Origin of the sequence: Aquimarina sp. MAR_2010_214 (assembly GCF_002846555.1) — a bacterium.
Classification (GTDB): domain Bacteria; phylum Bacteroidota; class Bacteroidia; order Flavobacteriales; family Flavobacteriaceae; genus Aquimarina.
This window is the reverse complement of the sequence record NZ_PJMS01000001.1, coordinates 123,181-138,187: the sequence shown is the minus strand read 5'-3', so window position 1 is coordinate 138,187 and position 15,007 is coordinate 123,181. Positions and strand designations below refer to the sequence as shown.

Sequence of the window (15,007 nt, the reverse complement as noted above, 5' to 3'; positions counted from 1 at the left end):
GGGTTTTTTATTATGTCAATTCTAAACTTTTGTTTCTAACTTCTAACCTTTTGTTCCCATTTCCAGGCAGAGGTAAGAGAATCATCCAGACTACTTTTTGAGTTCCATCCTAATTCGTTATTTGCTTTAGTGGTATCTGCATAGGCAGCTGTGATATCACCTTCTCTTCTTTCTACAATTTTATAGTTTAATTTTTGATTAGATACTTTTTCAAAAGACTGTATCACTTCAAGAACAGAACTTCCTGTTCCGGTACCTACATTAAACACTTCATAGTTAGACTTGTTTTTGTCTTCCAGTAATCGTTGTAAAGCCACTACATGAGCTTTTGCAAGATCTACGACATGAATATAATCTCTAATACAAGTTCCGTCTGATGTGGGGTAATCATCGCCAAAAACAGACAATTGCTCTCTTAACCCTATTGCTGTTTGTGTAATAAACGGAATCAGGTTTTGAGGAACTCCAATAGGAAGTTCTCCAATTTCTGCAGAAGGGTGTGCTCCAATTGGATTAAAGTAACGAAGAGCAATAGCTTTTAAGGCAGGGTGTACTTTACAGGTATCTCTTATGATTTCTTCTCCAATCTGTTTTGTGTTTCCATAAGGAGATTCTGCTACTTTTACAGGAGCATTTTCTGTGATTGGCAACTCGTCTGCTTGACCATATACAGTACAGGAAGAGCTAAAAATAAAACTAGCTGATGTTTTGTGAGCTAATTGTTGCAGGATATATACAAGAGTTGATAAGTTGTTTTCGTAGTATAGCAAAGGTTTTTCTACGCTTTCACCTACAGCTTTTGATGCTGCAAAATGAATAACTCCTTCGATATCATGATGGCGTTTAAAAAACTCTTCAACCTTGTCTTTTTCTCTAAGATCAAATTTTTCAAAAATAAGATCTTTTCCTGTGATTTTGTGTATTCCTTTAAGTACATCAGGTGATGAATTCGAACAATTGTCAATAATAACAACTTCATACCCTTTGTTTTGTAACTCTACAACGGTGTGAGAACCAATAAACCCCAATCCCCCCGTGACTAAGATTTTCATATGTAAAATGATTTAATATTTGCACCAACGAAGGAACAATAATTAAAGGATTTTAGCAACTTCTTGATTTACAAATTCTAAAAACCTCTCATCTTTTTCTGTAAAAGGATCTAAGCTCTCAGAGTCAATATCAATCTGACCTATATTTTCCCCGTTTTTAAAGAGAGGTATTACAATTTCTGATTTAACAGTTAGGCTACAGGCGATATAATTACCTTGTGCTTGCACATCTGGAACCACAAAATTCTCATTCGAAACAGCAACCTGACCACAGATTCCTTTTCCGAAGGGAATAATAACGTGATCTGTTTTTTCGCCAACATATGTGCGTAGTTTTAACTCTTCTTTGTCCTCGTTTTTAAAATAAAAACCTACCCAGTCATAGTGATCTATGTTGTCTTTGAGTAGTTTGCAAATCATATGTAATCTATCTGTAACAGATTTATTATTGTCTTTAAGTAAATGAGTTACCTGGTGTTTTAAATCTTCAAAAAGCATTCCTGTACAATTTTTTCCCGGCAAAAATATCTAAAAAAAATATAAAAGCCTCCTATTTAGAATGGTATTGTTTTGTTAAAAAATCTTTAAAAAAATAAAAATGTGCTGGTGATTGTTTTATATATATAGAGTATTTTTGGCATTTTAACAGTAAAGAAACTAGATTGATTTTTAGTGTATAATTATAATATATAGTGTTTTGAAAATAACAAGAAGATTTTTTTTGGTATTTATATTTACGGCTCTATTAGGCGTGTCTTGTAATAAAGATAAGAAACCTGAATCTGTTGCTGTAGATGAGAATATAAATGAAATTGTAGACTATAATAAGACTGATTTGATATCAAAAGTTAAGTTTTCTGATATCAAAACTCAAGAAATATATGATTTGTATCTGTCTGTAAAAGCAGCTTTGGTAAATTCTGAAAGTGGTATTGTACAAGCGGAAACAAAAAAACTAGAAGCTGTTATTGAAGACTCTGAAGAGAATAAGCAAATTAAAGCAGTTTCAAAACTTATCTCACTAACCAAAGACATTAAAAAGCAACGTGATTTTTTTGTTTCATTAACTAGTGAGGTAGAAAAACTAGTTGGTAAAGCCAAAATTACATCGGGAGAAGTATATAAACAGTTTTGTCCTATGGCTTTTGATGGAGAAGGAGGGTATTGGTTGTCTGATTCTAAAGAAGTTAGAAATCCATATTATGGAAAAAAAATGCTTGCCTGCGGAAGTGTAGAGAAGACTTTTAAATAACAGGTGAATTCGTGTTATTTTTATATAAAATGTAAAAGATATTTTGTTTGTAGAGAAATGAGAAAATACTTATAACAGAAATATTGATTATATTTAGACGAATCAAGTACGTAAATCAGCTTAATTTTGAGGGAAATTTAAGAGGTTAAACGTGCTAGATTAATATTGTAATTGGAATAAAACAAAAAGGATATGATTAAGAAAAAATTGATCTTGTTGATTTTTTCTGTACTCTTTTTTTCCTGTAGTGAAGTAAAGGTAGCTGCTGAGCCCACGGCTCAGACTCTTGCTCTTATAGAAAAATCTAAGGCACTACAGTTACGAGGGGAAAAAGTTGAACAGAGTATGCTCAGAAATAAAGATTCGCTGGTAATGCTTATTGGTGAACCGAGTATACGAGTAAAAGTTACTTCAGATGATAAGGATTTTGTGAATATTATGGAGATGTCTAATGAGTTTATTTTGGACATGAAATATGCAACTTCTGATAATTTTTTGAAAGAAAAAGTATATGCTTGTGCCGAATGCTTTGTTAGGAAAGAAGTGGCAGTTGCACTTATAAAAGCGAATGATGATTTGCTTACACAGGGGTACAGAATAAAGTTTTTTGACTGTTATCGTCCATATAGTGTTCAGAAAAAGATGTGGAAGATTTTTCCTAACCCTGGATATGTTGCAGACCCTAAAGGAGGATCTGTGCATAATAGAGGAGCAGCGGTCGATATTACCTTAGTGAGATCATCAGGTGGACATGTTGATATGGGAACGGATTTTGATCATTTTGGAAAAGAAGCACATCATTCATACACATCACTGTCGCCAACTGTATTGGGGCATCGTAAATTGCTACGAGAAACTATGGAGAAGCATGGATTTAAAACCATAAGAACAGAATGGTGGCACTATAATTTTAAAGGAAACACAAAATTTAAAATATCAGATTTCAGATGGAAATGTGATTAACGCCTATTGCTTTCTAAAAATAGATAGTATTTAAGAAAAACGGCATTCACTTTAGTGAATGCCGTTTTTTTGAGCACAATAATTGTAAAAATCGGAAAAATCATGCCTGTGTTTAGAATTGCTCGACTTCTGTACTGCCTTTCATAGCAACAGTCGAAGCTTTACCTGTGGTTACTGTGTTTTGTACAGCATCAAAATATGTAGTACCAACAAATCCTTGATGTTTTACTGCACGAAATCCATCTTTTTGTAAAGCAAATTCCCTTTCTTGTAATTCAGAATAACCAGCCATTCCTCTTTCTTTATATGCTTTAGATAATTCAAACATACTAGTGTTTAAGGCATGAAACCCTGCAAGAGTGATAAATTGAAATTTGTATCCCATAGCGGCCAATTCTTCTCTAAATGTTTCCATTTCAGAAACAGAAAGCTTTGCTGCCCAGTTAAATGAAGGAGAGCAGTTGTATGCTAGCATTTGATCTGGATATTTTGCATGGATAGCTTCAGCAAACTTGCGAGCTTGTTCTAAATCTGGATTACTGGTTTCCATCCAAATTAGATCTGCATATGGTGCATATGACAATCCTCTGTCAATACCTTGTTCTATTCCGTTATTTACATGAAAGAAACCTTCGTCTGTACGTTCTCCTGTAACAAACTTTCTGTCACGCTCGTCTACATCACTGGTTAATAAATTGGCTGCATCAGCATCGGTACGTGCAATGATAATTGCAGGCACTCCCATTACATCTGCAGCAAGTCGAGCTGCTACTAATTTGTTGATCGCTTCCTGGGTTGGTACTAATACCTTTCCGCCAAGATGCCCACATTTTTTAGCAGAACTTAATTGATCTTCAAAGTGAACTCCACTAGCCCCAGACTCGATCATAGATTTCATCAATTCAAAAGCATTTAGATTTCCTCCAAAGCCGGCTTCAGCATCTGCTACGATAGGAACCAAATAGTCCTTTTTGTTTTCTTCACCATTCACCACTTGTATTTGATCAGCTCGTAGCAATGCGTTGTTAATTCTTTTTACTACTTGTGGTACACTGTTTACGGGATATAAAGATTGATCTGGATACATTTGTCCTGCGAGATTAGCATCAGCGGCCACCTGCCACCCGCTTAAGTATATTGCTTCTAATCCAGCTTCTACTTCTTGTACCGCTTGATTGCCTGTTAGTGCACCCAATCCTGCTACAAAATCCTGAGTTTTTAGTTTCATCCATAGTTTTTCTGAACCTTGTTTGGCTACACTATGCTCGATTTTGTATGACCCTTGTAGTTTTACTACTTCTTCGGCAGAGTAAGGGCGTTCTACATTCTTCCATCTTGGATTTGTAGTCCAATCGATAATCAATTCTTCTATTCTTTGTTCTGTGTTCATGACTTATTGATTTTACTATATATTGATTTATTTTATATGTATTGATACGCTTTGGTGGTAAGAAATTCTTCAAACTCATCAGATGTTACTAGTTTTTCGAAAATCTGGATTGCGTTTTGATAATTTTTAGTTTTGAAGAGTGAACTTCCTACCTGTTTTTTAATTATCTTGAGTTCATCCTTAAAAAGAGTATTAAATAATGTATTGTTGAGTGTTCTACCATCTTCTAAGACCACTTCCTGTTGTAACCATTGCCATATTTGGGTTCGGCTAATTTCTGCGGTAGCAGCATCCTCCATAAGGTGGTATAATGCTACTGCTCCATTACCTCCTAACCAGGTTGCGATATAATGAATTCCAACATTAATATTTTGCCGTATTCCTTTTTCGGTAATGGTGCCTTTTGGAATGGCTAAAAGATCATTCTCGGTAATGTTTATGTCATCACGTTTAACATCCATTTGATTAGGGTTTGGCATATGAGTATCAAATACACGCATTGCCAATGCTACCAGTCCTGGATGTGCTACCCATGTGCCGTCATGACCGTTTTTTACTTCTCGCTCTTTATCGGCTTGTACTTTGGTATATGCAATTACATTTCTGTCTTCATCTTCTTTGATAGGGATTTGTGCCGCCATACCACCAATTGCCAGAATATTTCTTTTGTGACATCTTTGGATTACCAGTTTGCTATATGCGTCCATAAAAGGACTGGTCATTGTTACCTGGGCACGATCGGGAACTACAAAACCTGGATGATTTCTTAGTTTTTTGATATAACTAAAAATATAGTCCCATCTTCCGCAATTCAATCCAACGATATGATCTTTTAATGCATAGATAATTTCATCAAGTTGAAAACTTGCTGTAATAGTTTCTACTAGAACAGTCACTTTTACGGTACCGTGTTTGATGTCTAAATATTCTTCAGAAAAATCAATTACATCATTCCACCATACAGCTTCATTGAAATGCTCTAGTTTAGGAATGTAGTAATAAGGTCCGGTACTATTTTCTTTAAGCTGTTTATGGTTATGAAACAGATATAAGGCAAAATCAAATAAAGAGGCAGAGATTTCCTTGTCATTTATCAAAAGGTGTTTTTCATTAAGATGTAGGCCTCTGGGTCTTACGATTAATGTGGCTGTTTTTTCATTAAGCGTATAGGTTTTGTCTTTTTTTGGATTATAAAACGAAATGGTTTTGTTAACCGCATCTTTCAGGTTTTTTTGGCCTTGAAGGCAGTTTTCCCATAGAGGAGCATTGCTGTCCTCGAAGTCGGCCATAAATGTTTTGGCTCCAGAATTTAAGGCATTGATTACCATTTTTCTGTCGACAGGCCCTGTGATTTCTACTCTTCGGTCTTGCAGGTCTGTGGGGATTTGTGCAGCTGACCACTCGCTATTGCGAATTTCTTTTGTGTTCTCTGGAAAAGAAGGGTGAGTTCCCAGATCAAATAACTGTTGTTGGCTTTCGCGATTTCTTAAAAGAACTAATCGTCTTTCATTAAAACGATTTTGTAAGGCTTCTAAAAAGATCAGTGCTCCATCGGTCAATATTTCAGGATGGTAGTTTTTAACTTCTTTAGTGAAGCTAATTTTCTGACTAAGATTTGTTTGAATTTCCATCTGTTTAAAAATTTAAATGACTGGTTAATCTATTGATATAATGCGCCTGTCAATGATGATTTTTCTTAAATGCCCATTATGAGCTTCCATGACTAATATCGTTTGAGTGAACAATATTATGAAAAAGTTTTTTTAAAAACAAGCGAACGTTCGCTAAATGTGAACTTTTTGTTTTTTCGAGAATTACGCAAAAATGGTTACTTTTGAACTTATGGCAATAGCAGAAGAATATATTAGGTTGATTTTTGGACTGAAAATCAAGCAGATACGGACAGAGAAGGATCTATCTCTTTTTGGATTATCAAAGTTATGCGGACTTTCTAAATCGTATTTAAACGAAATAGAAAAAGGAAAAAAGTACCCTAAAACAGATAAAATCATCAAACTTGCTGAGACATTTGATGTTCCTTATGATCATTTAGTTTCTCTAAAATTAGATAAAAACCTGGCTCCGATAGGTGAAATTTTACAATCTGGAATCCTTGATGAGATTCCGTTAGAATTATTCGGGATACAGCAAAGTGATTTAATTGATATCATAGCCAATGCACCATCAAAAGTTAATGCATTTATAAGTACGATTATTGAGATTGCACAGCATTATAATATGAGTAGGGAAGGTTTTTATTTAGCTTCATTGCGATCTTATCAAGAAGCGCATAATAACTTTTTTAAGGATCTTGAAGATAAAGCTGTACGATGTGCAAACTCATATCAGTTGGATTTAAGCGGAAAAATTACTTCGGCTGATTTAGAAGATATTCTTAAAGAAGAATACGGATATACGATTAATGCTGCCGGGATTCCTAAACAAGAAGAATTGGATAACCTGAGATCGGTATTTGTGCCCTCTACAAAAACACTTCTGTTGTCAGATCGAGTAGATGAGGCTCAAAAAACTTTTATTTATGCTAAGGAATTGGGATATCAATATCTGGAAATTATTGAAAGGCCTTATACCTTTTCGTGGATAAAGTATGATAATTTTGAAGAAGTACTGCATAATTTTTATGCATCGTACTTTGCTGGTGCCTTAATTATTCCCAGAGCTCATTTGAAAGAGCATCTTAAAGAGTTGTTTTCAATGAAAAAATTCTCTGAGAAAGCTTTTCATAAGATTATGAAATTGTATAACGCTTCTCCAGAATCTTTTTATCAACGTCTCACTAATGTATTGCCAAAAGATTTTGGTATGCAAAATGTATTCTTTCTTCGGTTTACTCATAAATTAGGGGCAGAGAAGTTTAATTTGGTTAAAGAACTGCATATTACACACCAGCAGCAACCTCATGCTAATGAGGTGAATGAGCATTACTGTAGACGGTGGATGGCTGTAAAGATTTTACAGCATACGGCAACTAAAGATTTGGAGTATGCATTTAATATTCAAATCTCTGATTATGTAGATACAGATCAGCAATACTTGGTGTTTACTTCGGCGACAAAAGATCCTTTTAAAAAAGACTATTACCGTAGTATTGGAATTGGATTTTTGAAGTCCTCTACTCTAGAGAAAAAAATCAACTTTGTTAATGATACAAAAATATTAAAGGAAAAAGTAGGAGTCACTTGTGAATCGTGTTCACTAGTAGATTGTGAAGTTAGGATGGCTCCTCCAAAGCAATTATTAGCTAAGGAGAAACATAAAAAAACGGCAGAGTTGGTAGAGGGTATCATGAAACAATATTCTTAGTATTAGATAAGTTTAAAGACTGCTCTTTTTGGTAAAAGAAAACCCCATTCTGAAAACTCAGAATGGGGTTTTGTATTCTTAACAAATTTATATCCACAAGCTTGCTAAATATTTTTACTGTCACGGTGTTGATCCGCAAACAGACTAAATAATAGCCTGCAGTGGCTCACTGCTACATCATTCCTGGCATACCTCCGCCCATTGGTGGCATTCCGCCTCCAGCAGGAGCATCCTCTTTAATGTCTATTAGTGCACATTCTGTAGTAAGGATCATACCAGATACAGAAGCTGCATTTTCAAGAGCTATACGTGTTACTTTTTTAGGATCGATGATACCTGCTTTAAGCATGTCTACATAATCTTCAGACTTAGCATCATATCCAAAATTATCTTTACCTTCAAGAACTTTAGAGATTACTACAGATCCTTCGCCTCCTGCATTTTCTACAATCGTTCTAAGTGGTGATTCAATTGCACGGTTTACGATTTGTACACCAGTAGCTTCGTCAGCGTTCTCGGTTTTTACTTTGTCTAATACAGCTTTAGCTCTTACCAGGGCAACACCTCCACCAGCAACAATACCTTCTTCTACAGCAGCACGAGTAGCATGAAGTGCATCATCTACACGATCTTTCTTTTCTTTCATCTCTACTTCAGAAGCAGCACCCACATATAGTACAGCAACACCGCCAGCTAACTTTGCTAAACGCTCTTGTAGCTTCTCTTTGTCATAATCAGAAGTAGTAGTTTCTATTTGTGCTTTGATTTGATTTACTCTGTTTTTGATTAAATCTTCTCCACCAGCACCATTAACTACAGTAGTATTATCTTTGTCGATAGCTACTTTTTCAGCAGTACCTAAGTGTTCAATAGTAGTGTTTTCTAATGTAAAACCACGCTCTTCAGAAATTACAGTCCCTCCTGTTAAGATAGCAATATCTTCTAGCATTGCTTTACGTCTGTCTCCGAAACCAGGAGCTTTTACAGCTGCAATTTTAAGTGCTCCACGTAGTTTGTTTACTACAAGTGTTGCTAATGCTTCTCCGTCTACATCTTCTGCGATGATCAAAAGTGGTTTTCCAGTTTGAGCAACAGGCTCTAAGACAGGAAGAAGGTCTTTCATAGCAGAAATCTTCTTGTCATAAAGTAAGATATACGGTGTTTCCAGATCAGCTGTCATTTTTTCGCTGTTGGTTACAAAGTATGGAGAAAGATATCCTCTATCAAATTGCATTCCTTCTACGATATCTACAGTGGTATCTGTTCCTTTTGCTTCTTCTACTGTGATTACTCCTTCTTTACCAACTTTCTCAAAAGCTTTGGCAATAAGATCTCCAATAGTTTCATCATTGTTAGCAGAAATAGCTGCTACTTGCTTGATTTTATCAGAAGAGTCACCTACTTCTTTTGTTTGTTTTGAAAGATCTTCTGTGATCGCTTTTACAGCTTTATCAATACCGCGTTTAAGATCCATTGGATTTGCGCCAGCTGCTACATTTTTAAGCCCTTCTTTTACGATAGCTTGTGCTAATACTGTTGCCGTAGTAGTACCATCTCCTGCAAGGTCATTAGTTTTAGAAGCTACTTCTTTTACCATTTGTGCTCCCATGTTTTCAAGAGCATCTTCAAGTTCAACTTCTTTAGCTACAGAAACACCATCTTTGGTTACTGTAGGAGCTCCAAAAGATTTACTGATAATTACATTACGACCTTTAGGTCCTAGAGTTACTTTTACTGCATTTGCTAGTGCATCTACACCACGTTTGATACCGTCACGTGCTTCTATGTCAAATTTTATATCTTTTGCCATAATTAATTTTTTTAAAAATTAAAATCCAAACCTGAGTATTCAAAAATTCCAGAATATTGGAATAGAACTCAATAAATAAAGTAGTGGATTTGTTTTTTTGTGATTTTTAAATTGATACTTTCTTATACGATAGCAAGGATATCATCCTCACGCATGATTAAATAATCCTTTCCATCTAATTTTAATTCGGTACCAGCGTATTTACCGTAAAGTACAGTATCACCAACTTTAACAGTCATATCGTGATCTTTTTTACCGCCACCTACAGCAGCTACTTTACCTTTTTGTTGTTTTTCCTGAGCTGAGTCAGGAATAAATAATCCTGATGCTGTTTGCGTCTCTGCAGGAAGTGGCTCTACAACCACGCGGTCTGAAAGAGGTTTGATGTTTACTCCCATTATGATTTGTTGTTTTTTTTGTTAAAATTAAAATGAAATCTTCGATGCTTCTTATTTCAGAAATTATGCCAGTGGGGCGATACTGACAAATTGAAACAAAAAATGCCGACTATATGACAAGTCGACATTTTTGTTATTGTTTTTTTTTAAAGATGTTATTGTTTGTCATCTTTTTCTGTTGCTGGAGGAGTTACAGGAGTTTCTATCTGAACATCTTCGGTGTTAACTTTTGATTCAGGAATAGAACTTCCGCCCATTAAATCTATATTAGATAGTAGGATTAATACCAATAATAGCGTAGCTAAAGTCCAGGTACTTTTGTCTAAAAAGTCTGTAGTCTTTTTTACACCACCAAGTTGTTGTGTTCCGCCACCACCAAAAGAAGAAGATAATCCACCTCCTTTAGGGTTCTGTACCATAATTACTATTACCAGTAAAAAAGATACGATAACGATTAGGATTAAGAATATTGAAAACGTTGTCATTATATTGTTATTTATTGTCTTGTAATTTTTTTATCGCTCGAATTTGGTCTGCAAAGAAACCACTTTTTTCGGGATTTTTCAAAATTAATATGTTATAAGCCTGAATTGCTTTCTTATAGTTTTTTTGAACCAAATATACTCTGGCCAAAGTTTCTGTCATTAATTCGTCTGAAGGAACCAGGTTTTCCTTAGCCAGATTGCGCGCAGGAGTATTTTTGGCAGCGGGTTGTATCTTAGGATTACTAGCGATAAACTCATCAATCAGATCGAATTTATGTTTTTGATCTAATGGTTTGGCGGACTCTTTTTCTTCAGTTTCAGAAATTGGAGCCTTGATCTCCTGGTCAGAATCTCTATCTATCGGATGTAAAGAGGTCAATTTTAGCCATTCTGCAAAAGAATGTGTTTCTCTTTTATTAAAATCCAGAGGTTTGTCAATTTGCAAAGTTTCTTCTGGAGTTTTGTTTTTGTCCTGAGTGATTTTTGGTTGATCTTTTTCTGTTGCATCAGGAGTTGTAGACTCAGCAATTTCGATTTGTTTAAGAGTGCTGTTTTCTTTTCTTTCGTAAAATAAAGTTGGATCCAGGACATCTTCAGCTTCTTTCATCTTCATTCTTACAGCTTCATCCATATCCATTCTGGGAAGTGTTTTAATCTCTTCTGGATCGATAACCTTTATGTCGGACTTGTGTTTCTTTTTTGCCTCTTCAGAACTGTTACTGTCTTTAAAAAGGTCAGAGGTGATAAAATCAAATAATACACTACGATCTGTGGTATATGCCGCAGTGGTTTTTAATTCCTGGTTATATCTAAAACTTTCCTGATTCTTTAGGGATTTTAAGACCAATGATCTTGCCGACTGAAAATAAGGAAATGTCCTTGTTATCTTTTCAAGGGATTTTGCCTGCTCTTTATTTAGTTGGGCAGGATTTTGAAGCAAATATGATAACTCTTTAATATTCAATTAGTACTAATTATGTATTTTATTTAGTATTCAACTTTTTGATAATAATAGCTATTGTTTTTACCACCTGGCAAGTGTGGCGTTAAACATATCTTGTGTGATTCTTTCAAAAATTACGTCCAAGGCCTGATCTCTTATTGTGTTTTCTGATGAAGAAGCGGGGTAATCAAAGAAAAAAGAAAAACGTTGTTCCAGATCTTGAGTAGGGTCTTTTGTGTCATAAAACCTCATGTTTACTGCAATAGTTAATCGGTTTTGAGCAGCTGTTATATTTGATGTTGCTGTATTTGGCGAAACATAATCCTGTACGATTTCTCCTTCGTATATGATATCTCCTCCAGAAGTGGATAAACTAAGATTAGTTTGATTAAGGATTAGATCTTGTAGTTGATTGGTAAAGGTTTGATCAGCTCCAGGAAAAATTCTTGGGGATTGATTTTGGAAGAAATTAACTTGAAATGTTTTTGTGTCGGGAGAAATATTTGTTCCCGTAAAAGAATATGCTCCACATCCCTGAAACAAGACCATTGCAATTAGTATCGCTGCTATATATCTTACTGTTTTCATCAATTATAAATCGTATTGTTTTATTTTTCTATACAAGGTGCGTTCACTGATTCCTAATTCTTCTGCCGCTGCTTTACGTTTACCTCTATGACGTTCTAAAGACTTTTTAATCAATTCAAGTTCTTTATCATGCAATGATAATGTTTCTTCTTCTTCAATTTCTTCGGCAAAATGATATTTGTCATCTTCTTGTCGCTGGGTTGCAATTTGAGATGGTATTTCAAGCACTTCAGGAGTTGTTGCTGGTCTTTCGGGTTCTTCAAAATGTGTTTCTTTTTCCTTCTCTTGGTAAATTTTTTGAATTAACCCTTCATTATCTTTTTGTACTTGTTGCGTATTGCCACTTTGCATTAGTTCCATGGTCAGTTTTTTTAGATCATTAAGATCACTTTTCATGTCAAAAAGTACTTTGTACAATATCTCTCTTTCGTTACTGAAATCACTTTCTTTTTTATCTGCAGAAATTACTGCGGGTAAATTACTTCCGATATTTGGTAAATAGGCATGTAAGGTAGCTCCTGTTATTGTTCTGTTTTGTTCAAGGACTGAAATTTGCTCTGCAATGTTGCGCAGTTGTCTGATATTACCACTCCAGCGATGTTTTTCTAGCAGGATAACCGCATCTTCACTTAGACGAATTGTTGGCATCTTATATTTGGTAGCAAAGTCAGAAGCAAATTTTCTAAATAGTAAATGAATGTCTTCTTTGCGATTTCTTAGTGGAGGTAAAAGGATTTCTACTGTACTAAGACGATAGTAGAGATCTTCTCTAAACTTACCTTTTTTAATGGCTTCAAACATATTAACGTTGGTAGCCGCTACAATACGAACATCTGTTTTTTGAACTTTTGAAGACCCTACTTTAATAAATTCACCATTCTCTAATACTCTTAATAAACGTACTTGTGTAGTAAGAGGCAATTCTCCTACTTCGTCTAGAAATATAGTTCCGCCATCGGCTACTTCAAAATAACCATTTCGAGTTTGCGTGGCTCCTGTAAAAGCTCCTTTTTCATGACCAAAAAGTTCACTGTCTATTGTGCCTTCTGGTATTGCTCCACAGTTTACAGCAATGTATTTACCATGTTTACGATGAGATAGAGAGTGTATGATTTTAGGAACACTTTCTTTACCTACACCGCTTTCTCCGGTCACTAAAACCGAAATGTCGGTGGGGGCTACCTGGATCGCTTTTTCTACGGCACGGTTTAACTTAGGGTCGTTTCCTATGATTCCGAATCGTTGTTTTATGGCTTGAATTGATTCCATTTATGGAGTTTATTTTTTTGTTTTAATTGTATGTCTACAGTTGTAATTAATTATTCTCAGAATATCCAATCGCTTCACCAAGTAAAGTTGCACTGGTACAATCATCTATACGAACCATTACAAAATCACCAATTTTATATTCTCCTTTTGGGAATATTGCTACAATATTTTTTGTAGTTCTCCCGCTCCAATGTTGATCTGATTTTTTGGACTCTTTTTCAATTAATACTTCAAAGGTTTGTCCAATATAACTTTGATGTCTATAGGCGCAGTGTGTTCGTTGTAATGCGATGACTTCTGCCAGTCTTCGTTTTTTTACATCTTCGGGAACATCATCTTCTAATTTACGCTCAGCAAGTGTTCCTGGTCTTTCAGAATAGGCATACATATATCCATGTTCATATTTTACATATTCTAATAGTGATAATGTATCTTGATGATCCTCTTCTGTTTCTGTAGGGAAACCGATAATCATATCTTGGGTAATTGCGCAATCTGGGATTATTTTTTTAATATTATCAACCAAATCCATATACTCTTGTCGAGTGTGTAAGCGATTCATTTCCTTAAGAATACGATCGCTTCCACTTTGTATGGGAAGATGGATGTGCTTGCAAATATTTTTATGTTTTGCCATAATCTCTATTACATCTAATGTCATATCCTGAGGATTAGATGTAGAAAAACGAATACGTAGTTTTGGATATTTCTCTGCTGTCATATCCAGCAGTTTGGCAAAATCTACTGCGGTAGCTTTTTGAAAATCGCTAGCGTTGCCAAAATCTTTTTTCAGGCCACCACCATACCATAAATAACTATCTACATTTTGCCCTAATAAGGTAATTTCTTTAAAATTTTGAGATACCAAGTCATCTATTTCTTTTAAGATACTTTGAGGATCTCGACTACGTTCTCTACCTCTGGTAAAAGGGACTACGCAAAATGTGCACATATTGTCACAACCACGTGTAATCGATACAAAAGCAGATACTCCATTACTTTGTAAACGAACAGGTGCGATATCACCATATGTTTCTTCTTTAGAAAGGACAACATTCACAGCATTGCGTCCTGCATCTACTTCTTCTATCAGATTAGGAAGATCTTTATATGCGTCAGGCCCAACAACAAGATCAACTATTTTTTCTTCTTCAAGGAACTTACTTTTTAGGCGCTCTGCCATACAGCCAAGAACTCCAACTTTCATTCTTGGGTTGATTCTTTTTACTGCATTATATTTTTCTAGTCTTTTTCTAACTGTTTGCTCGGCTTTTTCTCTAATAGAACATGTGTTTACTAATACTAAATCAGCATCCTCAAGATTTTGTGTGGTGTTAAAACCTTCTTTAGCCAGAATAGAAGCGACAATTTCACTATCGCTAAAATTCATTTGGCAACCATAACTTTCTATAAAAAGCTTGCGTTTATTTTCTTTATTCTGATCAAGAGCAAGCGACTGCCCCTGTATACTTTCGTCAATAATCTTCTCCATAAAAATAATTCCTTATCGATTGGGGTCAAATAGTGTGCAAA

At 35.1% G+C, this 15,007-nt stretch carries 14 protein-coding genes; 3 read left to right on the top strand and 11 right to left on the bottom strand.

Going from position 1 to position 15,007, the window contains the following annotated elements; genetic code table 11:
• Positions 1-35: 35 nt before the first annotated feature.
• Together galE and ATE84_RS00535 are read right to left on the bottom strand one after the other, a co-directional pair.
• On the bottom strand, positions 36-1,052 hold the full coding sequence (gene galE / locus ATE84_RS00540; protein WP_101444923.1) for a UDP-glucose 4-epimerase GalE: 1,017 nt from the start codon (positions 1,050-1,052) through the stop codon (positions 36-38).
• Between the two features lie 42 nt (positions 1,053-1,094).
• Entirely contained in the window at positions 1,095-1,550 is a 456-nt protein-coding gene (locus ATE84_RS00535) for a GAF domain-containing protein (RefSeq protein ID WP_101444921.1), read from the bottom strand.
• A gap of 223 nt (positions 1,551-1,773) precedes the next feature.
• Here ATE84_RS00535 and ATE84_RS00530 point away from each other — a divergent pair, with 223 nt between their 5' ends.
• Both ATE84_RS00530 and ATE84_RS00525 read left to right on the top strand, forming a co-directional pair.
• Entirely contained in the window at positions 1,774-2,304 is a 531-nt protein-coding gene (locus ATE84_RS00530; RefSeq protein WP_158237145.1) for a DUF3347 domain-containing protein, read from the top strand.
• 192 nt (positions 2,305-2,496) lie between these two features.
• On the top strand, positions 2,497-3,267 hold the full coding sequence (locus ATE84_RS00525) for a M15 family metallopeptidase (protein WP_233195724.1): 771 nt from the start codon (positions 2,497-2,499) through the stop codon (positions 3,265-3,267).
• 112 nt (positions 3,268-3,379) lie between these two features.
• Here ATE84_RS00525 and aceA read toward each other — a convergent pair whose 3' ends face one another.
• A complete protein-coding gene (gene aceA / locus ATE84_RS00520) occupies positions 3,380-4,657 on the bottom strand; it encodes an isocitrate lyase (protein ID WP_101444918.1) in 1,278 nt (425 codons plus the stop codon).
• Between the two features lie 32 nt (positions 4,658-4,689).
• On the bottom strand, positions 4,690-6,288 hold the full coding sequence (aceB, locus tag ATE84_RS00515; protein ID WP_101444916.1) for a malate synthase A: 1,599 nt from the start codon (positions 6,286-6,288) through the stop codon (positions 4,690-4,692).
• 193 nt (positions 6,289-6,481) lie between these two features.
• On the opposite strand from aceB, the gene ATE84_RS00510 reads away from it, so the two are divergent.
• Positions 6,482-7,981 carry a helix-turn-helix domain-containing protein gene (locus ATE84_RS00510; RefSeq protein WP_233195723.1) on the top strand — a complete coding sequence of 500 codons (1,500 nt, stop codon included), beginning with the start codon at positions 6,482-6,484 and terminating at the stop codon, positions 7,979-7,981.
• Between the two features lie 172 nt (positions 7,982-8,153).
• Here ATE84_RS00510 and groL read toward each other — a convergent pair whose 3' ends face one another.
• From groL to miaB, 7 genes are all read right to left on the bottom strand, one after another.
• Positions 8,154-9,791 (bottom strand): chaperonin GroEL, encoded by a 1,638-nt coding sequence (gene groL, locus ATE84_RS00505; RefSeq protein ID WP_101444915.1) that lies wholly within the window; start codon positions 9,789-9,791, stop codon positions 8,154-8,156.
• A 122-nt stretch (positions 9,792-9,913) separates the two neighbouring features.
• A complete protein-coding gene (groES, locus tag ATE84_RS00500) occupies positions 9,914-10,189 on the bottom strand; it encodes a co-chaperone GroES (RefSeq protein ID WP_025663354.1) in 276 nt (91 codons plus the stop codon).
• Between the two features lie 155 nt (positions 10,190-10,344).
• Positions 10,345-10,674, bottom strand: a complete 330-nt coding sequence (secG, locus tag ATE84_RS00495) for a preprotein translocase subunit SecG (RefSeq protein ID WP_101444913.1) — start codon at positions 10,672-10,674, stop codon at positions 10,345-10,347.
• A gap of 7 nt (positions 10,675-10,681) precedes the next feature.
• Positions 10,682-11,638 (bottom strand): hypothetical protein, encoded by a 957-nt coding sequence (locus tag ATE84_RS00490; protein ID WP_101444911.1) that lies wholly within the window; start codon positions 11,636-11,638, stop codon positions 10,682-10,684.
• A 60-nt stretch (positions 11,639-11,698) separates the two neighbouring features.
• Complete coding sequence (locus ATE84_RS00485; RefSeq protein WP_199176846.1) at positions 11,699-12,205, bottom strand: LptE family protein; 507 nt, start codon at positions 12,203-12,205, stop codon at positions 11,699-11,701.
• A 3-nt stretch (positions 12,206-12,208) separates the two neighbouring features.
• On the bottom strand, positions 12,209-13,474 hold the full coding sequence (locus tag ATE84_RS00480) for a sigma-54-dependent Fis family transcriptional regulator (protein WP_101444907.1): 1,266 nt from the start codon (positions 13,472-13,474) through the stop codon (positions 12,209-12,211).
• A gap of 46 nt (positions 13,475-13,520) precedes the next feature.
• Positions 13,521-14,966, bottom strand: coding sequence for a tRNA (N6-isopentenyl adenosine(37)-C2)-methylthiotransferase MiaB (gene miaB, locus ATE84_RS00475; RefSeq protein ID WP_101444906.1), 1,446 nt, complete (start codon positions 14,964-14,966; stop codon positions 13,521-13,523).
• Between the last annotated feature and the right edge of the window lie 41 nt (positions 14,967-15,007).

Excerpts from the sequence above, each read along its gene's own strand:
- galE (WP_101444923.1), bottom strand. The coding sequence starts at position 1,052 with ATGAAAATCTTAGTCACGGGGGGATTGGGGTTTATTGGTTCTCACACC.
- ATE84_RS00535 (WP_101444921.1), bottom strand. The coding sequence starts at position 1,550 with ATGCTTTTTGAAGATTTAAAACACCAGGTAACTCATTTACTTAAAGAC.
- ATE84_RS00525 (WP_233195724.1), top strand. The coding sequence starts at position 2,497 with ATGATTAAGAAAAAATTGATCTTGTTGATTTTTTCTGTACTCTTTTTT.
- aceA (WP_101444918.1), bottom strand. The coding sequence starts at position 4,657 with ATGAACACAGAACAAAGAATAGAAGAATTGATTATCGATTGGACTACA.
- aceB (WP_101444916.1), bottom strand. The coding sequence starts at position 6,288 with ATGGAAATTCAAACAAATCTTAGTCAGAAAATTAGCTTCACTAAAGAA.
- ATE84_RS00510 (WP_233195723.1), top strand. The coding sequence starts at position 6,482 with ATGGTTACTTTTGAACTTATGGCAATAGCAGAAGAATATATTAGGTTG.
- groL (WP_101444915.1), bottom strand. The coding sequence starts at position 9,791 with ATGGCAAAAGATATAAAATTTGACATAGAAGCACGTGACGGTATCAAA.
- groES (WP_025663354.1), bottom strand. The coding sequence starts at position 10,189 with ATGGGAGTAAACATCAAACCTCTTTCAGACCGCGTGGTTGTAGAGCCA.
- secG (WP_101444913.1), bottom strand. The coding sequence starts at position 10,674 with ATGACAACGTTTTCAATATTCTTAATCCTAATCGTTATCGTATCTTTT.
- ATE84_RS00485 (WP_199176846.1), bottom strand. The coding sequence starts at position 12,205 with ATGAAAACAGTAAGATATATAGCAGCGATACTAATTGCAATGGTCTTG.
- ATE84_RS00480 (WP_101444907.1), bottom strand. The coding sequence starts at position 13,474 with ATGGAATCAATTCAAGCCATAAAACAACGATTCGGAATCATAGGAAAC.
- miaB (WP_101444906.1), bottom strand. The coding sequence starts at position 14,966 with ATGGAGAAGATTATTGACGAAAGTATACAGGGGCAGTCGCTTGCTCTT.